Here is a 23,974-nt window from a genome sequence, read left to right as displayed (position 1 = left end):
CCGGACGCTCAGAGCAGGGCGTCCGCGTGGGCGCCGCCCGCCTCCTCGACCAGGTCCGCGAGGGACTGCGGGCTGCGCACCGTCGCGAATTCCACCCCGTCCGCCGTGGCCGTGAAGCCGTAAATCCCGGGCCGGGCAAGGGAGTTGTAGGAGTAGTGGTGGGCGAAGTAGTACGCGCCCGTGTCCAGGACTCCGGTGTAGTCGCCCTGGTCGAGCAGCGGCAGCGGGCGGTTCTCGGCGAGCAGGTCCCCGGCGAAGCAGGCGGGCCCCGCGATGTCCTGGGCGACCGTCGGGCCCCGCTTGGGGCGTCCCTTCGCGTCGTACGCCTCGATCCGCAGCGGCCAGGAGGCGGGCGCGTACACGGTGCGGGCGGCGATCTGCACCCCCGCGTGGGTGACCGCGATGGGGCGGCCGCCCGAGCTCTTCGCGTACTCGACCCGGGCGAGGACGAGACCGTGCTTGGCGAGCAGTGAGCGGCCGAACTCGGTCACCAGGCCGTACCGCCCGTCGAACAGTCCCGGCACCTCCTCTTTGAGAAGGCGTGCGTACGCGTCGTACGTAGGCGTCTCTTCGTCGGAGCCGAAGTTGACGGGGAGGCCCCCGCCGATGTCGATCGTGTCGACCTGCTGCCGGCCCACCGCCGCGTTGATCTCCTCCGCGAGCTCGTAGACGGCCCGCACGCCCCGCGCCATGAGGGAGAGCGCCACGCCCTGCGACCCGGAGTGCGTGTGCAGCCGGGTCAGCCAGGGGCGCTCGGCGTACGCCCGGACGACCCAGTCCCGGGCGCCCTCGTCGAGCAGGGCCACGCCGAACTTGGACGTGGCCGTCGCCGTGGACAGCGCGTCGATGGACCCCGCGCCGAGCTGCGGGTTGACCCGGATGCCCAGGGGCGAGGTGCTCGGCGCGATCGGGGTACCTCCCTGGCCCTCAAGGCCTTGGGGGCAGATCAGCGCGTCCAGGCGGGCCAGCTCCTGGGGGTTGTCCGCGTTGACGGCGATGCCGAGCGCCAGGGCTTCGCGCAGCTCGGCCGGGGTCTTGGCGGGGGAGTCGAGCACGGTGGCCGCGGGGCGGATCCCGGCGGCCCTGGCAAGCGCGAGCTCGCCCGGGCTCGCGACCTCGGCGCCCAGGCCCTCGGCGAGCAGCAGCCGCAGGACGGGGACGAGCGGGCAGGCCTTCACGGCGAAGGCGTGCAGCACCGGGGCGTCGGTGACGGCGGCGAAGGCGGCTTGCAGGGCGGCGGCGCCGGCGCGGATGCCGGTGGTGTCGAGGAGGGCGACGATGGGGACGTCGGGCCCGGCCAGGCCCTGCTCCACCGCGGCCCGCACGGCCTGTTCGCGGCGCTCCGCCGCGGCGGCCTTGGCGGTGCGGGACGTTGCCTGGGAAGTCATGCGATCAAGCCAATCACCGGGTGGCCCCGAGCGCAGAGGGTACGCCTCTATTGACTAGTTCTATTCAGTGACACAGGATGTGAATATCTGGATCAGGTCACGAGGAGGCATCGCCATGTCAGGACCCCGCCCCGTACGGGCACCGCGCGGCACGGAACTGAGCGCCCTGGGATGGCAGCAGGAAGCCGCGCTGCGCATGCTCCAGAACAACCTCGACCCCGAGGTCGCGGAGCACCCCGACAAGCTCGTCGTCTACGGCGGCACCGGCAAGGCCGCCCGCGACTGGCGCTCCTTCGACGCCATGGTGCGTACGCTGCGCACGCTCAAGCAGGACGAGACGATGCTGGTCCAGTCCGGCCGCCCCGTCGGTGTCATGCAGACCCACGAGTGGGCGCCGCGCGTCCTGATCGCCAACTCCAACCTGGTCGGCGACTGGGCCAACTGGGAGGAGTTCCGCCGCCTTGAGGCCCTCGGCCTCACCATGTACGGCCAGATGACGGCCGGCTCCTGGATCTACATCGGCACGCAGGGCATCCTCCAGGGCACGTACGAGACGTTCGCCGCCGTGGCCGCGAAGAAGTTCCACGGCACGCTGGCCGGGACGATCACGCTCACCGCCGGGCTCGGCGGCATGGGCGGCGCCCAGCCGCTCGCCGTGACGATGAACGACGGCGTCGCGATCTGTATCGACGTCGACCCGCGCGCCATCGAGCGCCGCATCGAGCACCGCTACCTGGACGTGAAGGCGGACTCCCTGGAGCACGCCCTCCAGCTGGCCGTAGAGGCCCGCGACGCCCGCAAGCCGCTCTCCATCGGCCTCCTTGGCAACGCCGCGGAGCTGCTCCCGCGCATGCTCGCCGAGGGCGCCCCGATCGACATCGTCACCGACCAGACCTCGGCCCACGACCCGCTCGCGTACCTCCCCGTCGGCGTGGACTTCGACGACATGGCGACGTACGCGGCGAAGGACCCGGCGGGCTTCACGACCCGGGCCCGCGAGTCGATGGCCAGGCACGTCGAGGCCATGGTCGGCTTCATGGACGCCGGCGCCGAGGTCTTCGACTACGGCAACTCCATCCGCGGCGAGGCCCAACTGGCGGGCTACGAGCGGGCGTTCGCGTTCCCCGGCTTCGTGCCGGCCTACATCCGCCCGCTGTTCTGCGAGGGCAAGGGCCCCTTCCGCTGGGCGGCCCTTTCGGGCGAGGCGTCCGACATCGCGAAGACGGACAAGGCGCTTCTGGACCTGTTCCCGGAGAACGAGTCCCTGCACCGCTGGATCAGGATGGCGGGCGAGCGGGTCCACTTCCAGGGCCTCCCGGCGCGTATCTGCTGGCTCGGCCAGGGCGAGCGCGACAAGGCGGGCGACATGTTCAACGACATGGTCGGCAACGGCACCCTCGCAGCCCCCCTCGCGATCGGCCGCGACCACCTGGACTGCGGCTCGGTCGCCTCCCCGTACCGCGAGACCGAGGCGATGCTGGACGGCTCCGACGCGATCGCCGACTGGCCGCTCCTGAACGCGATGGTGAACGTCGCCTCCGGTGCGTCCTGGGTGTCCATCCACCACGGTGGCGGCGTCGGCATGGGCCGCTCCATCCACGCGGGCCAGGTGTCCGTGGCGGACGGCACGAAGCTGGCGGGCGAGAAGATCCGGCGCGTCCTGACGAACGACCCCGGCATGGGCGTCATCCGGCATGTCGATGCCGGGTACGACATCGCGGAGCGGGTCGCGGACGAGCGCGGGGTCCGCATCCCGATGCGGGAGGGCGAGTGACCCCGCCACCCCTCACCCCGGGGGCGCCGCCCCCGGACCCCCAGCCGCGCATCGAGGGCGCCGGTCCTCAAACGCCGGACGGGCTGGAAGCGCCCGCAACCAGTGCCGCCGGGGCTGAAGACGCCGCGGTGCCCGGTGCTGCCAGGGGCGCGGGGACCTGCGCGACCGGCCAGGTGCGGTCCGCGTCCGACCGAGCCGCGAAGTCAGCCCCTCCGGCGGTTGAGGAGCGGGGTCCGGGGCGGAGCCCCGTGTCCGCCGACCCGCGGCCCGCGTACTTGCCCCCGGAGGGTCTCGGGGAGGGGCGGGGTGGGGCGTCCTTCCACGAGATGTGGCGCCAGCTCGCGCCCATCGGCCGCAACCCCGACACCCACGGCTACCGCCGCTTCGCCTGGACCGCCGCCGACGCCGACTGCCGGGACTGGTTCCGCGCGCAGGCCGAGTCCCGAGGACTCGCCTACGAGCTCGACCGCAACGGCAACCAGTGGGCCTGGGCCGGAGACCCGGAAGCCGGGGACGCCGTCGTCACGGGGTCGCACCTCGACTCCGTACCCGACGGCGGCGCCTTCGACGGCCCCCTCGGCGTCGTGTCGTCCTTCGCCGCGCTCGACGAACTCCGGCGCCGAGGCGCCCAGTTCAACAGGCCCCTCGCCATCACCAACTTCGGCGACGAAGAGGGCGCGCGGTTCGGGCTCGCCTGCGTCGGGTCGCGGCTCGCCGCGGGACAGCTCACCGTCGACGCCGCGCACCGCCTGCGCGACGCGGACGGCGTCAGCCTCCCGCAGGCCATGGAACGCGCCGGGTACGACCCGGACACCATCGGCCCCGACCCCGAACGCCTCGCCCGCATCGGCGCGTTCGTGGAACTGCACGTAGAGCAAGGGCGGGCCCTCGACCTCAGCGGCGACGCCGTCGGCATCGCCTCCGCGATCTGGCCGCACGGCCGCTGGCGGTTCGACTTCGCGGGCGAGGCCAACCACGCCGGCACCACCCGCCTGGCCGACCGCCGCGACCCGATGCTGACGTACGCCGAGACCGTCCTCGCCGCCCGCCGCGAGGCGGAACTCGCCGGCGCCGTCGCGACGTTCGGCAAGATCTCCTGCGAGCCCAACGGGGTCAACGCCATCCCCTCCCTGGTGCGCGGCTGGCTGGACTCGCGCGCCGCCGACCAGTCCACCCTGGACACGGTCGTCGCCGCGATCGAGCAGGCCGCCAAGGAGCGCGCCGAGCGGGACGGCGTGGACCTCAGCGTCGTACGCGAGTCCTTCACGCCCGTCGTGGAGTTCGAGCACGCCCTGCGCGACGAGATCGCCAAGATCCTCGGCGGTCACACTCCCGTCCTCGGGACCGGCGCGGGACACGACGCCGGAATCCTGTCCGGCTCGATCCCGACCGCCATGCTGTTCGTACGCAACCCCACCGGCGTCTCGCACTCCCCGGCCGAGTTCGCCGGCGAGGACGACTGCGTCGCCGGGGTGCTCGCACTCGCCGATGTACTGGAGGGCCTCGCGTGCAGGTGACGTACTGGCTGGAACACGCCTGGCTCGACCCCGAGGCCGAGCCGGGCGTGGTCGTGGAGGTCGCCGACGGCGGCCGAATCTCCGCCGTCCGCAAGGGAGTCGAGGCTCCGCCGCCCGGCGCCGTGGTGCTGCGCGGGTTCACGATCCCCGGGCTCGCCAACGCCCACTCGCACGCCTTCCACCGCGCCCTGCGCTCCACCGTGCAGGTCGGCTCCGGGACGTTCTGGACCTGGCGCGAGATCATGTACCAGGTCGCGTCCCGGCTCACCCCGGACACGTACCACGCCCTCGCCCGCGCCGTGTACGCGGAGATGGCGCTCGCGGGGATCACGGCGGTCGGCGAGTTCCACTACGTCCACCACGCGCCGGGCGGCGCTCCCTACGCCGACCCCAACGCGATGGGCGAGGCGCTCATCGCCGCGGCGGCCGAGGCGGGCATCCGCATCACCCTGCTCGACACGGCCTACCTCTCCTCCGGCTTCGGCGCCGCCCCCAACCAGCACCAGCTCCGCTTCTCGGACGGTACGGCCGAGGCCTGGGCGGAACGCTGCTCGGCCCTCAAGGACCGCGAGCACGCCCGGATCGGTGCGGCCATCCACTCCGTACGGGCCGTCCCCGCACGGGAGTTGGGCACGGTCGCGGGGTGGGCCGAGGCGCGGCGGGCCCCGCTGCACGTGCACCTGTCCGAGCAGACGGCGGAGAACGACGCGTGCCTCGACGCGTACGGTCTGACGCCCACCCAGCTGCTCTCGGAGCACGGGGTGCTGGGCCCGCGCACGACGGGCGTCCACAACACCCACCTCACCGACGGGGACATCTCGCTGCTCGGCTCCACCGGTACGGGCACCTGCATGTGTCCCACCACCGAGCGCGACCTCGCGGACGGCATCGGCCCCGCGCTCGCCCTCCAGCGGGCCGGGTCCCCTCTGTCGCTCGGCAGCGACAGCCACGCCGTGATCGACATCCTGGAGGAGGCGCGGGCGATGGAGCTCGACGAGCGCCTCCGTACGCGGACGCGGGGGCACTGGACGGCGGCGGCTCTGCTGCGTGCCGCCACGGCCGACGGGCATGCGGCCCTCGGCTGGGCCGAGGCGGGCCGCATCGAGGCGGGGTCTTTGGCGGACCTCACGACGATCGCGCTCGACTCCGTCCGGACGGCGGGGCCGGTTCCTCGGCTCGCCGCGGAGACGGCGGTGTTCGCGGCGACTTCGGCAGACGTCCGCCACGTGGTGGTGGGCGGCCGTCAGGTGGTGCGGGACGGGTCCCACGCCCTGATACCCGACGTGCCGACGGAACTGGCGACGGCGATCGCAGCGCTGAGATCGTAGCCCCGGCCCGGGCCCCGGAGGCCCCACCCCGCCCCTTCCCTGAACCCGCCGGGGGTGGGATGTCCGGGCGCGGCCCGTCGGCCGTCCCGGGGGCTCCGCCCCAGACCCCGTTCGCGCCTCAAGGACGCTCGTCCTCAAACTCCCCCAAGGCCTCAAGGGCCAGGGGGGACCCCCATGACGGGCTGGGGATGCACTCCGCCAGGGGCAACCCTGCTGGGGGGCGCGGGGAACTGTGCGACCAGCCCCCACCGGCCCGCAGTCGAAAGCCGACCACATCCAGCCCCTCCGGCGTTTGAGGAGCGGGGGTCCGGGCGCCGCGCCCCCGGGAACGGACCTCAGCTCACCTCCACCCCCCCCCCGGAGGCCACGCGGCGGAGCCGCAGAGTGTCCCAGCGGGAAGGGGCGGGGTCGGGAACAAGAAAGGACACCATGACCAGCACCCTCGTACACAACATCACCACCCTCGTCACCAACGACCCCACCTGGGAAACCGGCCCCCTCGGTCTCATCCAGAACGCCGCCCTCGTCATCGAGGACCAGACCATCGCCTGGGTGGGGCGCAGCCAAGACGCCCCGCCCACCGACACCGCCCACGACGCCCACGGCCGAGCCGTGATCCCCGGCTTCGTCGACTCCCACTCCCACCTGGTCTTCGCGGGCGACCGCACCCAGGAGTTCAACGCCCGCATGTCCGGCCAGGCGTACGCCGCCGGCGGCATCCGCACCACCGTCGCCGCCACCCGCGCCGCGAGCGACGAGGAGCTGGGGGACAACGTCGCCCGGTACCTCGCCGAGGCGCTGCGGCAGGGCACCACCACCCTGGAGACCAAATCCGGGTACGGGCTCACCGTCCACGACGAGGCCCGCGCGTTGCGCATCGCGGCCGAGCACACCGACGAGGTCACCTACCTCGGCGCGCACATCGTGGCCCCGGAGTACGCCGACGACCCGGCCGGGTACGTCGACCTGGTCACCGGCGAGATGCTCGACGCCTGCGCCCCGTACGCCCGTTGGGTCGATGTCTTCTGCGAGAAGGGTGCCTTCGACGGGGATCAGGCGCGCGCCGTCCTCACCGCCGGCAAGGCCAAGGGGCTCATGCCGCGTGTCCACGCCAACCAGCTGACGTACGGCCCCGGCGTGCAGCTCGCCGTCGAGCTGGAGGCCGCCTCCGCCGACCACTGCACCCACCTCACCGACGCGGACGTCGACGCCCTCGCCAACAGCCGGACCGTCGCCACCCTGCTGCCCGGCGCCGAGTTCTCCACCCGGGCCCAGTGGCCGGACGCCAGGCGGCTGTTGGACGCGGGCGCGACCGTCGCCCTGTCCACCGACTGCAACCCCGGGTCGTCCTTCACGTCCTCGATGCCGTTCTGCGTCGCACTCGCCGTACGGGACATGAAGATGACCCCGGACGAGGCGATCTGGTCCGCCACCGCGGGCGGCGCCGCCGCGCTGCGCCGCACCGACATCGGCCGTCTCGCCCCGGGTGCCCGCGCCGACCTGGCGTTCCTGGACGCGCCCTCGCACGTCCACCTCGCCTACCGGCCCGGCGTCCCGCTGGTGAGCGAGGTCTGGCGGGCGGGCCGCAGGGCCTGACCGGCCGGCCGTTCACGCTGCCGCGGCCCGCCGCTCCAGGCGGGCCACCCAGCGGCGCAGCCCCAGCGAGAACGCCCAGGCGAGTACGAAGAGACCGGTCGCGATGGCCACCGTCACCCAGCGCAGGTCCTTCGACACCAGGAGATGCGCGCCCGCACCCGGGTGCACCTGGCTCAGCAGCACGTGGAAGAAGAAGGTCAGCGCGACCAGATACAGCGCGTACCAGGCGGGCCTGTTCCACTCCTTGAGCACGCGCCCGTCCATGCCGGACAGCGGCAGCATCCCGAACACCACCACCTCGACCCCGCCCACCACCGCCAGGCCGACCGTGTACGCGAGCACGTACGACAGGCCCCCGGGATCGGCGTCGCGCCCCGCCTCGACCAGGGGCGCGCCCAGCGTCCACACCAGCAGCGAGGCCGCCAGCGTGCAGATCCCGCCGACCAGCACGGCCTGCCCCTTCGGTACGCCCCCAAAGACGCGCGGCGGAGCGCCGAGCACCAGATACACCGCGACGAGCCCGTAGACGTACGGCACGGGGGACTCCAGCCACCTCGACAGCGCCGCCATCACCACGGCGAGCGCCAACCCGGCCGGAACCACACGGAGTTCGGCCGGGACGCCGCCCCGGCCCGGCCGCAGCAGCGAGTCCTTCGTCTTCTCGTACGTCACGAGAATCAGCAGCATCCCGGCCGCCGCCCCGGCCACCTTGACGGCGGTCTGCGCGCCCCAGTGGGTGGTGGCGTCGGCCCACACCACGAGCGCCCCGCCACCGACCGCGTAGCAGCCCATCCGCAGCCAGCCGGGCATCCTGGCCGGACCGGTGTGCTGCCGCCGCCTGCGCCACCAGCGGGTCAGCGCGTTCTCGGCGATCTGCGAGGGGAACGCCTTCTCCAGGAGCAGCACCATGAACAGGAACCAGACGGCAAGCCCGGCCGATCCGGCCAAGTCCTTGAGCGCCCACGACACTTCGGCGGGCGTACGCAGACTCCCGACGAGCCCGATCCCGTGACTGCCTTTGGTGCCGCTGTCCCCCGGCGGATGCGTCCCCGGCGGGGGTGCGGAGGAGGACGAGGAGGAGGGCCCTGGGGCGCCCGAGGCCTTGTGAGAGGAGGTCGGGTCCGGCGAACCGGACTTCGTGGCCGTGCCGTCCGGTGTCGCAGGCGGGGTCAGGCTCGGGTCCGGGTCCGTATGCGTGCCGGTGCCGGTGCCCTTGTCGTGGCCGGGGGACGACTCCTGCGGGCTGTTGCCGACGGGCGTGGGTGTCGGCGATGACGGGGACGGGGACGGCGTTGTCGGTGTCGGCGTCGGTGACACAGGCGGGGTGACCGCTGTCGCGGTCACCGTGAACCGGGCCGAGGCCGTGAGCTGCCCCGCAGCCGTGGTCTGTTCCCCTGCGCCGGCGACGGGCAGCCCCTGGCAGGTCACGGTCACTGTGTGCGGGCCCGCCGCGGCCCCCGCCGGCACCGAGAAGGAGGTCCTGACCTTCCAGTCCGCCCTCGACACGGTTCCGGAGGCGACGGCCTTTCCGTCCCACAGGACACTGGCCGCTGCACCGCACTGGAACGACGTACCGAGGACGTTCACGGTGCTGCGGGCCTCACCGGATCCCGGCGTGAGCGAGACCGAGGGCGACGGTGGTGGCGGTACGACGACCTGGAAGCTTCCGCTCCGGCTCACCGAGGGGCGCGAGGCGCAGGTCGCGACCACCGTGTACGTCCCGGGCGCCGCATTCGCGGGCACGACGTACCGGTAGTGGAAGTGGCCCGATGCGTCGGTCGACCCCTTGACCGGCGGGAAGAGGCTGCTGGTCAGGGTGATCGGCCCGGCGGACCCGTCACCCTTGCCCGCACAGTCGAAGTCGTAGCCGTTCACATGGAGGGGCCCGCCGCGCTTGGCCGTCGGGTACACCGTGAACACGGGGTTCGCGGACGGCTGCGGCGCCCCGATGTGCGGCGGCTTGGGAGATGTGGGCCCGGCCAGTGGCGTGGAAGGGCCGGGCCCCGGCGTGGACGCGAAGGGGGCGGAGCCGACCGCGGCGGCCGTCGCCGCCGTGGTCACCATGCGCTCGGGCGCCGCCGGATCCGGCACCCCGGTGATGGCCGGCAGCACTGCCGCCGTACCCACCGCCACGCATAAACTCCGCTGCCACAGCCTCTTCTCCATCGGCTGTGCCCCCCTCGTCCGCGCGGCCCTCCCCGGACCGCTGCGCCTCCGGTTACGTGTCCTAGGACGCCACGACCCCGGCGAGAAGGTTCCGGCGCGTAGGCGGCGCTCGGGAGCGCGATTGCCCGATGGATATGCGCCGTGCGCCCCTCAGGCACCCCTCACGAACTGGCCAGGCGCTCGATCTCCGCGGTGTCGCCCGTCGCGAGCAGCCCGAAGAGCCGCAGTACCTCGTCCTTGGACACGCCGGACACCTGGCGCGGGGGCGCGTCCGGGTCGTCCAGGTTCTCCCAGAGGAGCCAGAGCAGCTCGCCGCTCGGGAAGGCGCTCAGCGACCAGCCGTTCTCGTGGGTCAGGGAGACGTCGGGGTGCTCGTCGTCGGCATCGGCCAGGCCGTCGAGGATCGTGCGCATCATCGCCTCGTCGGGCTCCTCGACGGAGGTGCCCGACAGGTCGGTCATGAAGTAGCTCATACGGTGCATTAGCTCACGCCGAGCGCCCCGCCCGTACGTCCGGCCCCGCCCGACCCAGGTGTCGTCCACCCAAGACGGGGCCAGAACGACGACGGCGTACCAACCTTCACAGTACGGTCACGAACTGAGGGAGGGTACCTACCGTCGGGCGAAATCGACCGGTACCGTCCAGGTTCAGCGTGGCTCAGGGGGAGACCGGGGGGTCGAAAGTTGAGCAGTCTGCGCGGGAGCGGCGCCGCCGAGGGCGCACGGGGTCGAATACGAGTGGTCAGGCCCGGCGATCTGAGCGCCGGGGAACTGGAGATCTGGCGCGAGCTGCGGGCCAAGTCGCAGGCGCCGGAGAATCCCTTCATGGAGCCGGAGTTCACTCTGGCCGTCGGCCGGGTGCGGTCCTCGGCCCGGGTGGCCGTGGTGTACGAGGACGGCGTGCCTGTGGCCTTCTTCCCGTACGAGAAGGGGAAGTTGGGCCAGGGGCGCGCCATCGGGTTCGGGGTGTCGGACTGTCAGGGGATCGTCGCTGCACCCCAACTCGCTCTGAACCAGGGTGAGTTGATCAGGGCCTGTGGTCTGTCCTCATGGGAGTTCGACAATCTGGAGGCCGGGCAGTCGCTGTTCGTGGCGGACGCCGCCGCCGAGTACGCCTCCTTCGTGATCGACGTCGGGGCCGGTTACGCCTCGTACGAAACGATCCTGCGGCAGCAGTCGCCGAAGTTCTTCAAGACGACCGCGGCCAAGGAGCGCCGCCTCGGCCGGCAGGCCGGGGAGGTCCGGTTCGTCTTCGACGAGCGGGACCCGGCGGCGCTGGCCCGGCTCATGGAGTGGAAGTCCGCGCAGTACCGCCGCACCGGGCGGCGCGACCGGTTCGCGCAGGACTGGATCAACACCCTGGTGCAGCAGCTCGCCCACACCCGCGCGCCGGGCTGCTCGGGGGTGCTCTCCGTCCTTTACGCGGGGGAGCAGCCGGTCGCGGCCCACTTCGGGCTGCGTTCGCGCACCGTCCTGGCCTGCTGGTTTCCGGCGTACGACCCGGAGTTCGCGAAGTTCTCGCCGGGTCTGGTGCTCCATCTGCGGATGGCGCAGGCCGCCGCGGCCGAGGGGATCGGGATGCTCGACCTCGGGCGGGGGGCCGCCGAGTACAAGGACGCCCTGAAGACCGGCGAGATACCGGTGTACGAGGGGGCGACCACCCGGCCCGGCGCGGGCGCGGTGCTGCACTGGATCGGCCGCGAGCCGTCCCGCCGGGCGCACGGATTCGTGCGGAAGCGGCCGAGGCTCGCCGAGTTCGCACAGCGCAGCCTCAAGCGGGCCGGGCGGTTGCGCGGCGCCGGAAAGTAGCCCCGCGGGGGCGTTGAGTACATCAGGAGACCCGGAGCACGGGGGGAAGCACAGTGTCGGACAGGTCGTCGCAGTCATCGCAGGGCCCGGAGGCCCAGAGCCTCGTGAGACCGCAGGGCATCAGGCAGGGGATCAGCGTGGGGGAGCTGGATCTCGACGGCCTGGACGGGGACGTCCTGTCGCTCACGCCCGCGCCGGGCGGGCCGCCGGTCGGGCCCGGTGAGGTGTACGTCCTGGTCAGGCTGCGGGGGCGGCCGGTCGGGACAGTGCTCGGGCAGGTCAGGGAGGGTGACGACACGGCCGAGGTGCTCGCCACGGCGGCCCGCAAGCAGCTCACCGGGTTCGTGCCCGAGGAGCGGCCCGCGCCCCCGCCCGGGCTGCCGCGCGCCAGCGTCGTCGTCGCCACGCGGGAGCGGGCCAGCCAACTCGCCCGCGCGCTGGACTCGTTGCTCGGCCAGGACCACCCCGACTACGAGATCCTCGTCGTCGACAACAACCCGGCCACCGACCAGACCCGCGAACTCGTCGAGCAGCGCTACGCCGCGCTCGGTGTGCGCTACGTCGTCGAGCCCGTGCCGGGGCTCGCCGCGGCCCACAACCGGGGCGTCGCGTCGGCGCACGGCGAGATCCTCGCGTTCACCGACGACGACGTGATCGCCGACCGGCGCTGGCTGTCCTCGCTGGCCGCGCCCTTCGCGGACGACCCCCGGCTCGGCTGCGTCACCGGGCTCATCCTGCCCGCCCGCCTCACCACCCCCGCGCAGATCCTGCTCGAAAGCCACGGCGGCTTCACCAAGGGCTTCGCGCCGCGCCACTTCGACCCGCGCAGGCCCCCGGCCGACGAGCCGCTGTTCCCGTTCACGGCGGGGCGGTTCGGATCCGGCGCCAACATGGCCTTCCGGGCGCGCGCCCTCCGCGCGGTCGGCGGCTTCGACCCGGCGACCGGCACCGGAACCCCGGCCAGGGGCGGCGACGACCTGTACGCGTTCGCCCGGGTCGTCGTCGCGGGCCACCGGCTCAGCTACACGCCGGAGGCGCTCGTCTGGCACCACCACCGCGAGACCTGGCAGGACCTGGAGAACCAGGCGTACGGATACGGTGCCGGGCTCACCGCCTACCTCACCGCGATCATCGTGCGCCGCCCCGCACTGCTGCCCGCGCTGCTCGCCCGCCTTCCGCGCGGCCTCGCGCACGCGCTGGCGATCAGCGCCCACCGCGACGCGGGCGAGCAGTCCGTGCCGGGCGAGCACGGTTCGCAGAGCTACCCGTGGCCGCGCTCGCTGTCCCGCCTGGAGCGCCGGGGCATGCTGTACGGGCCGCTCGGCTACCTCCGCGCCCGGCGCCGGGTGCGTGGCCACCGGCTGCCCTGGGAGGCGACCCGATGAGCCCGCCGGGCACCGACGCGCCCCGCATCCCGGTGCTCCTGTACCACGCGGTGATGGACGACCCGCCCGACTGGATCGCCGAATTCACCGTCACGCCGCGGGAGTTCGGGGCCCAGCTCGATGCGATCCATGACAGCGGACGTACGCCGGTGACCATCGGCACGCTCGCCGCGCACTTCGCCGGGCGGGCCCCGCTGCCGCCCCGGCCGGTCGCGCTCACCTTCGACGACGGCTTCGCCGACCTGCCGGGCCGCACCGCCGAGGCGCTCGCCGAACGCGGCATGCCCGCCACCGCCTACCTCACCACCGGCGCGATCACGCCCGGCAGGCAGAGCCTGCTGCCGCCCGCGCCGATGATGACCCTCGACCAGGCGAAGCTTCTGGAGGAGTACGGGATGGAGGTCGGCGGCCACACCGTCTCGCACCCCCAGCTCGACACGCTCACCCCGCGAGACCTGCGGCGTGAACTGACCCAATCCAAGGCCGAGTTGGAGGACGCCCTCGGTCATCGCGTCGACCACCTCGCCTACCCGCACGGCTACAACAGCCGCGCCGTGCGCCGGGCCGCGCGCGCGGCGGGGTACGAGACGGCCGTCGCGGTGCGGCACGCGCTCAGCTCGGAGCGCGACGAGGCGTACCGCATCGCCCGGCTCATCCTGCGCCGCACGCACACCGTCGCCGACATTCAGGCATGGATGCGCGGGCAGGGGGCACGGGTCGCCCCGTACAACGACTCGCCGCGAACGGTCGGCTGGCGGCTCTACCGGCGGAGCAGGGCCCTCGTGAAGGGGCCGGTCTTCGCGGGGTGACGGGAGCGGGGTGATCTGCGGTGTAGCCGTACAAACGCGAAGAGTGTTCCTATACTGCGCTCAGGCGCAGGATCTCAAGGGGACAGCCAGCGGAACAGCCAGGGGACAGCGGCGTGACGGCCGTGACCACATCTGTGGGGGGAGTCGCACTGTGCAGCAACGTGTGCCCACGCCGGTCCAGGGGAGCAAGCAGCAGCCCCCCGACGGCCCGGCCGGGGAGCAGACGGCGGACGCGCCGACGAAGGGCGCGCGACGCTGGTCGAGACCGGATCTGATACAGCCTCAAATCCTGTTCACCTGGCTCCCGTTGGTGATCGCGACCGCCTTATGGGTGTACTCGCTGCCGCACATCGACTACCGGCACATGGACGACTGGGGCCTGCTCGACCAGCTGCCCGCCGCGTTCTACCTCTCCCTCGCCGTGCTGACCGGCGGCTTCGTCGTCAGCCTGCGGCGGGCGGGCACCGCGCCCTGGTGGCCGGGCCTCTACAGCGTCGCCCTGCTCTTCGCCCTCAAGGCGCCGACCGCGATCCTGTACAACTCGGTGCGCTATCCCTGGTCCTCCAAGCACGACGCGGTGGTCAACCACCTCCTCGCCAACCAGGAGCTGCGGCCCGGCGTGCCGCTGTCCGGCAACATGGCGGCGTACGACCAGTGGCCCGGCTTCTTCACGCTCAACGCGGGCCTGGTGCGCGCCTTCGGCGTGGACACCGCGGCCTCGTACCTCAACTGGGCCTCGCTCTTCTACGGCGTCGTCCTCATCCCCGTACTGGTCCTGATCTACCGCACCTTCGCCGAGGACTGGCGCCTGGTGTGGACGGGGGTGTGGATCTTCGAGGTCGCCAACTGGGTCGGCCAGGACTACTTCTCGCCCCAGGGCATGGCGCTCATCCTGGACCTGGCCGTACTGGCCGTGGTCTTCCGGCACTTCGTACGTCCCGGGGCCGCGGGCGAGCTGCGCTCACGGGCCAACCTCGACCCGGCCGCCGCCAGCATCCCGCCGCCCACCACGGGCCGCCAGCGGGCGGTCTGCATCGCGATCCTGGCCCCGCTGATCGCCGCCATCAACTTCACCCACCAGCTCACGCCGGTGATGCTGTGTGTCGCCCTGTTCGCGCTCAACCTGACCCGGCGCTACCGCAACCCCGGGCTGCTCGTCGTCACGGCCGTGATCATGCTGATCTGGGACGTCACGATGGGCCGGCCGCTGTTCGTGGAGACGCTGGCCTCGCTGAAGGAGTCGGTGGGCAACCTCCTGAACAACTCGCGGGCGGGGTACGCGGGTGAACTCACGGGCCCAGGGCCGGTGTTGCAGGGCCGGGCGGACGTGGTGATGGTGCTGGTGATCGCCGGGTTGGCGGCGGTCGCGGTCGTCCTGCGCCGAAAACTGGTCAAGAGCGCGCTGCCGCTGCTGTTGGTGTCGATCGCGCCGGTGCCGCTGTTCGCCGTCAACGACTACGGCGGCGAAATGCTCTTCCGCGTCTACCTGTTCGGGCTGCCGGGGGCCGCGTTCTTCGCGGCGGCGGCGCTCGTGCCGGCGGCGGCCGGGCAGGGGAAGGGGCGCATCAGACCCGTGGTGCGCCGGCGGGTCGCGGCGGTCGCGCTGCCGCTGGTGCTCGTGCTCCTTGTGGCGGGGTTCATTCCCGCGTACTACGGCAAGGAGCGGATGTACTACACGCCTCCGGCCGAGACGGCGATGGTGACGAAGGTGCTCGACAACGCGCCCAAGGGGTCGATGATCCTGGCCGTCACCGGGTCCTTCCCGCAGGCGCTGCACCGGTACGACCAGCTGGAGCACTGGTATGTCGCGGAGCAGGAGGAGCCGCAGAACGCGATCATGCTGCGGGATCCTGTCGGGTATCTGGAGCCTCAGCTGCCCAAGGACGGGCGGCCCGTGTACTTCGTCCTGACGCGGACGCAGGACTTCTACACGGCGGGGGAGGGGTTGCTCCCTGCGGGGGGCTTCGCGGAGCTGAAGGCGAAGCTTGAGGCTTCGCCGAAGTTCCGGGTGATCGACGGGAATGCGTACGGAACGGTGCTGCAGTATGTGGCCCCCCGCCCGGGGTGACCTCGGGGCGCGGCCCGGCGGGGTGCGCTGGGGCTGAAATGCCCTGGTGCGGGCCAGCACCATCCTGCTGGGGGCGCGGGGAACTGCGCGAGCAACCACGTCGGCCCGCAGCCGGAAGCGGGTTTCAGGGGCGCGGGGAACTTCGCGAACCGCTGCACCCCGCCCGCTGCCCAGCCCAGCGCACCGCACCGCACAGGCACCACCCTCACCGACCCGACCCGGAGGTCACCGCAATGACCCTCAGCCAGACGCACGTCAGAGTCACCGTCGCCCTCTCGGGGTGGCTCGCGCTGGCGGCGACCGCGCTGCCCGGCGCGAGCCCGGCCCGATGGATCCCCGTGCTCCTCTTCGTCACCCTCGGCCCCGGCTTCGCGCTCCTCTACCCGCAGCCCGGCACCCTGCGACCCGGCGCCCGCCTGGAGGCACTCGCACTGGTAGCACCGCTCAGCCTCTCGTTCGGGGCGCTCATGTCCACCTGCCTCTTCCTCGTGCACGGGTTCTCCGCCACCGCCTTCCTGATCTCGCTCGCCGCGTTCTCGACCGTGGCCTGCGCCTTCCCGGGGCTGCCCCTGCCCGCCGCGACCCGGGGCGCCGTGGAGCGTACGAAACGGGCCAAACCCGGGGCCGGGCGGTGATCCGGCGTGCGGTCACCGCGGCCACCCTGCTGGTCGTGGCCGGACTCGTCGCCGGGTTCGCCGTCTGGCTCGACAAGCCCGGGAAGCGGGACGCGCTGCCCGCCGACGCCGCCTCCGGCCCCGCGCCGAGCGGACCCTGCGCCCCCGACGCCAAGCTCGCCCCGCCGTGCGGAGCCTGGTGGGGCGCGTACGTCCCGTACGCCGAGAACGGCTCCCTGAAGGACCCCGTACTCGACTTCGAGAGCAAGATCGGGCGCAGGCTCGACCTGCTGTACACGTACCACGACATGTCGGACAAGCCGCTCGACGGCGAGCTGCTCACCCCCGACGAGCAGGAGCTCGGCCGCGACCGGCTGCTCATGCTGGCCTGGGAGTCCACGGTCTGGCGCAAGCCGCACCACGAGGGGTACACGGAAGATCAGTTGGGGTGGGCGAAAGTCGCCTCGGGGGCGTACGACGCATCGATCATCGATCCGCAAGCGCTGCGCATCAAGGCCTACGGGAAGCGGGTCTTTCTCTCCTTCGACCAGGAAGTCGACGCCCGCACCCCGGACGCCGGCACGCCCGAGGAGTACGTCGCCGCCTACCGCCACCTCCACGACCGCTTCAAGCGGCTCGGCGTGGACAACGTGGTGTGGGTGTGGACCGTCTCCGGCTATCTCGCCAACGGCCAACTCTTCAAGCGCTTGTACCCGGGCGACGACTACGTCGACTGGATCGGCATGGACCAGTACAACTACTTCCTGTGTCACAGGACCACCGACTGGAAGGACTTCTCCCGCAGCCAGAAGCCCACTTACGACTGGCTGCGCGCGAACATCTCCGACCGCAAGCCGATCATGCTCTCCGAGTTCGCCACCGCCCCCGATCCCCAGCAGCCCGAGCGGGCACGGCAGTGGTACGAGCAGGTGCCTGATACGGCGAAGACCGCGCTGCCCGACGCCAAGGCCCTGGTGATGTGGAATCGGTCCGTTCCCGGGAAGGGCTGCGACCTCACCGTCAACTCCGGTTCCCCGCTTGCCGGTTACCGGGCCGCCGGTGCGGACGGGTACTTCAAGCAGCCCGTTCCCGGTCGGTGAACCAGCGGTTCACCAGGGCCGCCGCCGTCGTCGCGCACAGCCCCGCGAAGACCGGCAGCGCAGCCTCGGCGAACGCGTGCTGGGCCGCCCAGCCCGCCACCGCCAGCACCCACACCACGACCGCGGTGACCCGCCAGTGCACCCGCAGCGCCCGCAGGGTCACCGTCGCCAGGGCCAGGCAGAGAAGTTGCAGCGCGATCGGCAGCCAGCGTTCGACGCCGTTCTGCGAGGCGAGTCCGGCGGTCTCGGTGAGGAAGCGGACGAGCGGGGTGTGCCAGGGGCCGGACACCGGGTCGGGCGGTACGCCGAGGATGACCGGCGCGGTGTGCAGGCCCGCCACCGTCACCCACAGGCCGGCCACGAGCAGCCCCGGGCGCGGCCGGTACAGCGACACCGCCGCGCTGCACACCACGATGAGCAGCACCCCCGCGGTGAGGCTCACCGGCGGCAGGTAGTGCAGGAGACCGGTGCCGTTGAGGTTGCCGCCGGGGACGTCCGCGGCGCGCGACAGCGGCACCCAGAACAGGCCCGCGGCCAGGCCGAGCAGCAGCCACAGGGCGGTCGTCAGGAGCGACTCGTCGCTCTCGCGGGCCGCCGGGTCGGGCAGGGTGCGCAGGTGCAGGGTGGTCGCGGAGCCCTGTTCGGGGTGGTGGGCGCCGGGGACGTACACCGGGATGCCGAGCGCGGGGGTCGCGGTGTCCATGCCGCCGCGCAGATACGCGGTCTGGGTGGCCCAGCGGGTGCCGTACTCCTGGGCCTCCTCGGTCCGGGCCGCCTGCGCGAGCATGGCCCAGCTGGTGCCGAACTCGGCCGCCTTGGAGGGACGCGGGGGCCGGACGGCGGCGCGGCCCGCGAGGGCTGCGCGCAGCCCGGGCACGCAGCACAGCGCCATCACGGTCATGGCGCACAGCTGGGCCCAGCCGGCGCCGGAGATGCCGAACACGCCGAGCAGTACGGCGGCGCTGCCGAGGACCAGGGTGCACATCGCGCCCTGGAGGATCGCCAGCATGCCGGTGCGGCCCTGCACGCGAAGGACGCCGATGTACAGCTCGACGGCGACCCGCGGGATCGCGGCCGCGGCCAGCAACTGGAGCACCAGCGTGCCGTGCTGGGCGTAGTCGCCGCCGAACGGGCCGAGGATCTGCTGGGCGAACAGGACCAGGAACAGCACGACCGGGATCAGCAGGAGTGCCATCCGGCGCAGCGCCCCGCGCACCCCGTCGGCGAGCTTGTCGGGGCTGTGCGAGGAGTGCGCTGTGAGCGAGGAGGCCATGTTGATGGCCATGAACTCCATGGTCCCGCCGACCGTGTACGCGATGAAGAAGAAGCCGTTCTGCGCGGCCGGGAAACGTACCGCGACCATCACCGGAAGCAGATTGATCATGGCGAGCGAGAACAGCGCGCCGACCGAGTCACCGGCCAGGAAGCGGCCGATCTCGCGCAGCTCCGGGACCGGCCGGTCGCGGTCGGCGGCGGCCTGAGCGGGGATCAGCCGGCGGAAGATCAGCCAGCCGAGCGGCACGACGGAAAGCACCATCGCGGCGGCCCAGGAGATGAAGACGCCGAGCGCGAGCGCCGAGAACACGGCGAGCAGGAGCAGCTTGCCGAGCGAGAACACCGCGTTGCCGACCGGCACCCAGATCGCCTTGCGCAGGCCGGTCAGGACGCCGTCCTGGAGGGTCAGGACCGCCCAGACCACCGACGACACCGTGAAGATCGCCCCGGCGGTGAGCCCGGACAGCGGCGCGTACGAGGGCCCCCACAGCGGCAGCGTGAACAGGAAGACGACGCAGGCCACCGCCACCACGACGGTGCTGGCGATGTAGGCGCGGCGCACGAGCGGGCCGGTCGAGCGGCCGGCCCGGGGCACGTAGCGCACCACGGCGCCGATCATGGTGGTGGCGGTGATCGAGGCGAGCAGCTTCATCGCGGCGATGGCCGCCGAGCCCTGCCCGACCGCCTCCTCGCTGTAGTAGCGGGCCGCGACCAGCCAGAAGCCGAGGCCGAGGGCGGCCGAGACGGCCGTGGACAGCATGAGGGCGTAGGCGTTGCGGAACATCGAGTCGCCGCCGCCCGCGGGCGGGGGGCCGTCGGTGACGACCTGGTCGGACGGCACGGCGGCGATGTCCTCGATCTCGGATCTGGCCGTGTCAGACACCGGCGGGGCCGCCCCTCGCGGGCCGGGTGCCCGCCGCGCGCAGCACCTCGATGGTGCGCGCGGCCTTCAACGGGTCGACGGGCAGGGCGTGCCGGGCGAACCAGCGGCCCGCCTCGGGGGCGGGCGAGAGGTCGGTGAAGGCCTCGCCCGCGTAGTCGTCGAGCGGCGGGTCGTACAGATAGCCCACCGTGATCCGCTCGCGGGCAAGGGCCGCGCGGGCCGCGTCCCGGTCCTCGACGAGCAGCGGCACCCGGAACAGCGGCTGGACGGGCCCGGCTTTCGGCCGCGCCCACTCGGTGGCGAGCAACTGCTCGGCGCCCCGGCGGTGCGCGTCGAGTACGGCGTCGAGCTTGCCCAGCTTCCGCTGGATCCGGGCGAGTCGGCCCCTTCCCGGGGTGGCCCGGTAGTCGTGCATGTCGACCCGGGCCCAGGAGTGGAAGGGGGCGAGGCCCGGCGCGGACTCGATCGCGCGGCCCAGTTCGTCCGGACGCAGCGGCATCCGGATGTCCTCGCGCTCCTGCTGCCCGAGCATGCGCAGGACCGCCCAGGCGGCGGGCGCCAGACGCAGGCCGCGTACGGTCGCCTCCGCGTACGGCCGTGCCCAGTAGGCGAGTTCGGCGCCGGAGCGGCGGGGGGCGAGGAGGGCGTCGCGGGTCTTGGCGAGGGCCTCGCGCAGGCCCGGGTCGGCGATCGCGAGGAAGCCGCCGGCCTTGGCCGCGGTGTGCTTGGAGAGGCTGAACACGGAGGCCTGGCCGAAGGTGCCGACCTTGCGCCCGGCGGTCTCGCTGCCGATGGCGTGCGCCGCGTCCTCGATGAGCGGGATCCCCAACTGCCCGCATCTGGAGGCCAGTTCGGGCGCCGGGTCGGGGTTGCCGTACAGATTGGTGGTGAGGACGGCGGAGAGCCGTGGCCAGAGTCCGTCCGGTACGGCGGCCGGGTCGATGGAGCCGTCGTGCGGATCGAGCGGTGCCTGGACCGGGCGCAGGCCGGCCGCGAGCACCACGAAGAAGATGACGTCGTCGTTGACCGGCGACATCAGCACCCGGCCGCCCGGGGGGCACCAGTGTCTGAGCGCCACGTACAGGCCGAGCCGGCACGACGGCACGTAGAGGCACTCGCGCCCCAGCCGTTCGCGCATCGACGCTTCGAGCTCTTCGTACGCCATGAAGTCCCCCCAGACCCCCCGCATCCCCAGCGCTCAATGTGACCCAGTCCGCACCGCTTCGTCAACAATGCTGAAGGGCCCGCACCTTGACGGAACGGGCCCTTCGGACAGCTGTGCGGCACTCTTATTCTTCGAGTGTCAGCCCCTTGCGGAGCTTGCGCAGGGTGCGCGAGAGCAGCCGGGAGACGTGCATCTGGGAGATGCCGAGCTCCTCGCCGATCTCGGACTGCGTCATGTTGGCGACGAAGCGCAGCGAGAGGATCTTCCGGTCCCTGGCGGGGAGTTCGGCGATCAGCGGCTTCAGCGACTCGACGTACTCGACGCCTTCGAGGTCGTGGTCGTCGTAGCCGATGCGGTCGGTGAGCGCGCCTTCGGAGTCGTCCTCCTCGGGCTGCGCGTCCAGCGAGCTCGCGGTGTACGCGTTGCTCGCCGCCATGCCTTCGACGACTTCTTCCTTGGTGATGCCCAGGCGTTCGGCGAGCTCGCCCACCGTGGCCGAGCGGTCCAGCTGCTGGGCGAGTTCGTCGCCCGCCTTGGCGAGGTCCAGGCGGAGCTCCTGAAGCCTGCGCGGGACGCGCACGGACCAGGAGGTGTCGCGGAAGAAGCGCTTGATCTCGCCGACGATGGTCGGCATCGCGAAGGTGGGGAACTCCACGCCGCGGTCGAACTCGAAGCGGTCGATCGCCTTGATCAGGCCGATGGTGCCGACCTGGATGATGTCCTCCATCGGCTCGCTGCGGGAGCGGAAGCGCGATGCGGCGAACTTGACCAGGGCCAGGTTCAGTTCGACGAGGGTGTTGCGCACGTAGGCGTACTCGTGCGTGCCCTCTTCGAGGGCGTCGAGGCGGGCGAAGAGCGTCTTCGACAGCGCCCGCGCGTCGACGGGGCCGACCTCGGTGAAGGGCGGAATCTCGGGAAGGCCCTCAAGGCCTTCCGGTTCGTGCGATCGTGCATGTGGGGGGCGGATGTCCTGCGGATCCTGCTTGATCGACGTATCCGCTTGCGATTCGTCGAGCCGGGGTGACATGGGTCTCCTCCATCGTTCTCGGCATATGGCTGCCGATGCCCATACGTGTTGTCCGCGGTGTGCGGCGCCTCCGTGGCCGGTCGTGTTGAATAGCTGTCCTACTACCCCTACCCGCTTTGAGCACGCTCTCGCAAGGCTTCTTTGCCCCACTATGTCCGCTTTGATGGGATGTTCGGGTTCCAGAAGGCGTAGGGAAGGCGTAGTGTTCTTGGGAAGTTACGACGAATCGGCGAAGAGGGACGGCATGGACCGCGGCACGGTCGGCAGCACGAATCGGGGCCGGCTCCGGGTCGGAGTCCGCACGGTGGGCCGCAGTGAGGTCCTGACGCCGGCGGGTGAGCTCGATCACCACACCGCGGATCTGCTCAGGGAACCCCTGGAGGAAGCCATCGCCCAAGGGCGCACCCGGCTCGTCGTCGACTGCTCGGAGCTCGAATTCTGCGACTCCACCGGACTGAACGTGCTGCTCGGCGCCCGCCTCAAGGCGGAGGAGCTCGGCGGCGGGGTCCATTTGGTGGCGATGCAGCCCGTCGTGGCGCGAGTATTCGAGATCACGGGGGCGGAGGCGGTCTTCACCGTGCATGATTCGCTCGATACCGCTCTGTGTGACTGACCCCGATTCGTCCGGGCAGGAGAGCAGACTGAAGACATTGGCGAATCGGTGAGGTGAAGCGCTGATGAGCACCACCCGGGAGCAGGCTCCGGGCGATCGCGGGCCCGAGCCCCACGGCGCCCGGCCCGGTGCCGTGCCGTCGGAATCCGACGGTGCGGGACCCGCCGCGTCCGCGCGCGTCCTCGCGCTGAACGGGGCGAGCGGCATCGTCCCGATGGCCCGCGACTTCACCCGGCAGGCCCTCTACGACTGGGGCTGGCTCCCGGCGGCGACGGCCGAGGGCCGCGCCGCCTGCGAGGACGTGCTGCTCGTCGTCTCCGAGCTGGTCACCAACGCCTGTCTGCACGCCGAGGGCCCCGAGGGCCTGCGGGTCTCGCGCACCTCGAAGGTGCTGCGCCTGGAGGTCAGCGACCTCGGTACGGGCCAGCCCGCGCCGCGTACCCCGCACCGCGCGGGGCGGCCCGGCGGGCACGGGATGTTCATCGTGCAGCGGCTGTGCCTCGACTGGGGCGTGGTGCGCACGCCGGGGGTGGCCGGCAAGACGGTCTGGGCGGAACTCGCGGCACCCGCGTAACTCCTGTTCACGGTTACCGGCGGTTCGGACCGCCGGTCCACAGGCATGTCCGCACCTCGATCCCACCCTGCTCCTTGTCTTCCCTCGACAAGGTCCCCGGCGTACCTTGAGCGCCCAATCTGATGTGCCGTCAGTAACTTGGCGGCCTCCGGCAGAACCGGTATGAGGGGAACCAGAGGTGTCGTACCAGAAGAGGACAGCTCTCGCGCTGGCGGCAGCGGTCGCGGGCTCGGTGGTGCTGATCACCGCACCGGCCGCCCAGGCCTCCGTCGTCGACGTCAACTACAACTGCCAGACGCCGATCGGCGCCAAGAGCGCGGTGTCGCCCATCGACATCAAGGCGGTCAAGAGCGGCAGTTCCTACAACGTGACCATGACCTTCCAGAAGGGCGTCTCCTCCAGCCCGGTCGCACTCGGCGCGGGCGCGATGAACCCGAGTGCGGTGATCAACCTCGGCGGCGCCGACAAGGGCACCGTCGCGGTCAAGGGCCCCGCCAACACCGCTGAGATACCCGCCAACACCCCCATCAAGATCAGTGATTTGTCGGGTACCTACGTCCCCAAGGCCAACGGGAAGGTCACCTTCACCGCGGGCGTCCTCACCATCAAGGCGCTCGGCACCACCACGACCTGCACCGCGAGCAACAGCCCCGGCCCCTCCCTGGAGCTCGACGTCACCGGAGCCGCCGGCACCGCCGGCACCGGCGGTAGCGGCGGCACCGGCGGCTCCGGCGACCCGGCCGCCCTGCCCAAGACCGGCCCCCTCGACTCGGCCGTGGCGCTCGGCACCCTCGGCGGCACCGTGGTCCTGGTCGGCGCGGCCGGAGTGCTGTGGCTGACCCGCCGCAACCAGCGGGCCTGACCTCCGCTCCCGTACGCCCCGA

At 72.2% G+C, this 23,974-nt stretch carries 19 protein-coding genes; 13 read left to right on the top strand and 6 right to left on the bottom strand.

Annotation, left to right across the window (positions count from 1 at the left end):
* Positions 1-8: 8 nt before the first annotated feature.
* The gene (locus IE206_RS08745) at positions 9-1,388 is read right to left on the bottom strand and encodes a type III PLP-dependent enzyme domain-containing protein (protein WP_189961482.1); all 1,380 of its coding nucleotides are present in this window, start codon (positions 1,386-1,388) and stop codon (positions 9-11) included.
* A 115-nt stretch (positions 1,389-1,503) separates the two neighbouring features.
* Between IE206_RS08745 and hutU the strand changes: the two genes are divergently transcribed.
* From hutU to hutI, 4 genes are all read left to right on the top strand, one after another.
* Positions 1,504-3,162: a urocanate hydratase gene (gene hutU / locus IE206_RS08740; protein WP_189961481.1), complete on the top strand. Its 1,659-nt coding sequence runs from the start codon at positions 1,504-1,506 to the stop codon at positions 3,160-3,162.
* Between the two features lie 326 nt (positions 3,163-3,488).
* Positions 3,489-4,679 (top strand): allantoate amidohydrolase, encoded by a 1,191-nt coding sequence (locus tag IE206_RS08735; RefSeq protein WP_189961869.1) that lies wholly within the window; start codon positions 3,489-3,491, stop codon positions 4,677-4,679.
* A complete protein-coding gene (locus IE206_RS08730; RefSeq protein ID WP_189961480.1) occupies positions 4,670-6,007 on the top strand; it encodes a formimidoylglutamate deiminase in 1,338 nt (445 codons plus the stop codon). Before IE206_RS08735 ends, IE206_RS08730 begins: the two co-directional genes overlap by 10 nt.
* Before the next feature lie 429 nt (positions 6,008-6,436).
* Positions 6,437-7,603 carry an imidazolonepropionase gene (gene hutI / locus IE206_RS08725; protein ID WP_189961479.1) on the top strand — a complete coding sequence of 389 codons (1,167 nt, stop codon included), beginning with the start codon at positions 6,437-6,439 and terminating at the stop codon, positions 7,601-7,603.
* A 12-nt stretch (positions 7,604-7,615) separates the two neighbouring features.
* On the opposite strand, the gene IE206_RS08720 is transcribed toward hutI, so the two are convergent.
* Both IE206_RS08720 and IE206_RS08715 read right to left on the bottom strand, forming a co-directional pair.
* Positions 7,616-9,769, bottom strand: a complete 2,154-nt coding sequence (locus tag IE206_RS08720) for an FGLLP motif-containing membrane protein (RefSeq protein ID WP_189961478.1) — start codon at positions 9,767-9,769, stop codon at positions 7,616-7,618.
* Between the two features lie 161 nt (positions 9,770-9,930).
* Positions 9,931-10,242 (bottom strand): hypothetical protein, encoded by a 312-nt coding sequence (locus IE206_RS08715; protein WP_189961477.1) that lies wholly within the window; start codon positions 10,240-10,242, stop codon positions 9,931-9,933.
* Between the two features lie 258 nt (positions 10,243-10,500).
* Between IE206_RS08715 and IE206_RS08710 the strand changes: the two genes are divergently transcribed.
* The 6 genes from IE206_RS08710 (at position 10,501) to IE206_RS08685 (ending at position 17,553) form a co-directional block, all read left to right on the top strand.
* Positions 10,501-11,577, top strand: a complete 1,077-nt coding sequence (locus IE206_RS08710; RefSeq protein ID WP_373300902.1) for a GNAT family N-acetyltransferase — start codon at positions 10,501-10,503, stop codon at positions 11,575-11,577.
* A gap of 131 nt (positions 11,578-11,708) precedes the next feature.
* Entirely contained in the window at positions 11,709-12,962 is a 1,254-nt protein-coding gene (locus IE206_RS08705) for a glycosyltransferase family 2 protein (protein ID WP_373300901.1), read from the top strand.
* Entirely contained in the window at positions 12,959-13,771 is an 813-nt protein-coding gene (locus IE206_RS08700; protein ID WP_226599032.1) for a polysaccharide deacetylase family protein, read from the top strand. The genes IE206_RS08705 and IE206_RS08700 overlap by 4 nt, the downstream gene beginning before the upstream one ends.
* Before the next feature lie 151 nt (positions 13,772-13,922).
* On the top strand, positions 13,923-15,839 hold the full coding sequence (locus IE206_RS08695; protein WP_226599031.1) for a hypothetical protein: 1,917 nt from the start codon (positions 13,923-13,925) through the stop codon (positions 15,837-15,839).
* 233 nt (positions 15,840-16,072) lie between these two features.
* Entirely contained in the window at positions 16,073-16,474 is a 402-nt protein-coding gene (locus tag IE206_RS08690) for a hypothetical protein (protein WP_189961475.1), read from the top strand.
* Positions 16,471-17,553: a glycoside hydrolase family 26 protein gene (locus tag IE206_RS08685; RefSeq protein ID WP_226599030.1), complete on the top strand. Its 1,083-nt coding sequence runs from the start codon at positions 16,471-16,473 to the stop codon at positions 17,551-17,553. The genes IE206_RS08690 and IE206_RS08685 overlap by 4 nt, the downstream gene beginning before the upstream one ends.
* On the opposite strand, the gene IE206_RS08680 is transcribed toward IE206_RS08685, so the two are convergent.
* From IE206_RS08680 to IE206_RS08670, 3 genes are all read right to left on the bottom strand, one after another.
* A complete protein-coding gene (locus tag IE206_RS08680) occupies positions 17,528-19,612 on the bottom strand; it encodes a lipopolysaccharide biosynthesis protein (RefSeq protein ID WP_189961864.1) in 2,085 nt (694 codons plus the stop codon). The two genes, IE206_RS08685 and IE206_RS08680, sit on opposite strands and share 26 nt — an antisense overlap.
* Before the next feature lie 91 nt (positions 19,613-19,703).
* The gene (locus IE206_RS08675; RefSeq protein ID WP_189961474.1) at positions 19,704-20,876 is read right to left on the bottom strand and encodes a DegT/DnrJ/EryC1/StrS family aminotransferase; all 1,173 of its coding nucleotides are present in this window, start codon (positions 20,874-20,876) and stop codon (positions 19,704-19,706) included.
* 124 nt (positions 20,877-21,000) lie between these two features.
* Positions 21,001-21,903 (bottom strand): RNA polymerase sigma factor SigF, encoded by a 903-nt coding sequence (locus tag IE206_RS08670; RefSeq protein WP_189961473.1) that lies wholly within the window; start codon positions 21,901-21,903, stop codon positions 21,001-21,003.
* A gap of 244 nt (positions 21,904-22,147) precedes the next feature.
* Between IE206_RS08670 and IE206_RS08665 the strand changes: the two genes are divergently transcribed.
* From IE206_RS08665 to IE206_RS08655, 3 genes are all read left to right on the top strand, one after another.
* Positions 22,148-22,516: an STAS domain-containing protein gene (locus IE206_RS08665; RefSeq protein WP_189961863.1), complete on the top strand. Its 369-nt coding sequence runs from the start codon at positions 22,148-22,150 to the stop codon at positions 22,514-22,516.
* Between the two features lie 64 nt (positions 22,517-22,580).
* Positions 22,581-23,090: an ATP-binding protein gene (locus tag IE206_RS08660; RefSeq protein WP_189961472.1), complete on the top strand. Its 510-nt coding sequence runs from the start codon at positions 22,581-22,583 to the stop codon at positions 23,088-23,090.
* Between the two features lie 178 nt (positions 23,091-23,268).
* Positions 23,269-23,952: a peptidase gene (locus tag IE206_RS08655; protein ID WP_189961471.1), complete on the top strand. Its 684-nt coding sequence runs from the start codon at positions 23,269-23,271 to the stop codon at positions 23,950-23,952.
* Positions 23,953-23,974 lie beyond the last annotated feature (22 nt).

This window comes from Streptomyces violascens, from assembly GCF_014649955.1.
GTDB lineage: Bacteria > Actinomycetota > Actinomycetes > Streptomycetales > Streptomycetaceae > Streptomyces > Streptomyces violascens.
The sequence above is the reverse complement of the archived record's forward strand: the minus strand, read 5'-3'. Positions and strand labels throughout refer to the sequence as shown.

Bases quoted from the DNA above. Each gene is read 5' to 3' on its own strand.
- IE206_RS08745 (WP_189961482.1), bottom strand. From the start codon at position 1,388: ATGACTTCCCAGGCAACGTCCCGCACCGCCAAGGCCGCCGCGGCGGAG.
- hutU (WP_189961481.1), top strand. From the start codon at position 1,504: ATGTCAGGACCCCGCCCCGTACGGGCACCGCGCGGCACGGAACTGAGC.
- IE206_RS08735 (WP_189961869.1), top strand. From the start codon at position 3,489: ATGTGGCGCCAGCTCGCGCCCATCGGCCGCAACCCCGACACCCACGGC.
- hutI (WP_189961479.1), top strand. From the start codon at position 6,437: ATGACCAGCACCCTCGTACACAACATCACCACCCTCGTCACCAACGAC.
- IE206_RS08720 (WP_189961478.1), bottom strand. From the start codon at position 9,769: ATGGAGAAGAGGCTGTGGCAGCGGAGTTTATGCGTGGCGGTGGGTACG.
- IE206_RS08715 (WP_189961477.1), bottom strand. From the start codon at position 10,242: ATGAGCTACTTCATGACCGACCTGTCGGGCACCTCCGTCGAGGAGCCC.
- IE206_RS08700 (WP_226599032.1), top strand. From the start codon at position 12,959: ATGAGCCCGCCGGGCACCGACGCGCCCCGCATCCCGGTGCTCCTGTAC.
- IE206_RS08690 (WP_189961475.1), top strand. From the start codon at position 16,073: ATGACCCTCAGCCAGACGCACGTCAGAGTCACCGTCGCCCTCTCGGGG.
- IE206_RS08680 (WP_189961864.1), bottom strand. From the start codon at position 19,612: ATGTTCCGCAACGCCTACGCCCTCATGCTGTCCACGGCCGTCTCGGCC.
- IE206_RS08675 (WP_189961474.1), bottom strand. From the start codon at position 20,876: ATGGCGTACGAAGAGCTCGAAGCGTCGATGCGCGAACGGCTGGGGCGC.
- IE206_RS08670 (WP_189961473.1), bottom strand. From the start codon at position 21,903: ATGTCACCCCGGCTCGACGAATCGCAAGCGGATACGTCGATCAAGCAG.
- IE206_RS08665 (WP_189961863.1), top strand. From the start codon at position 22,148: ATGGACCGCGGCACGGTCGGCAGCACGAATCGGGGCCGGCTCCGGGTC.
- IE206_RS08660 (WP_189961472.1), top strand. From the start codon at position 22,581: ATGAGCACCACCCGGGAGCAGGCTCCGGGCGATCGCGGGCCCGAGCCC.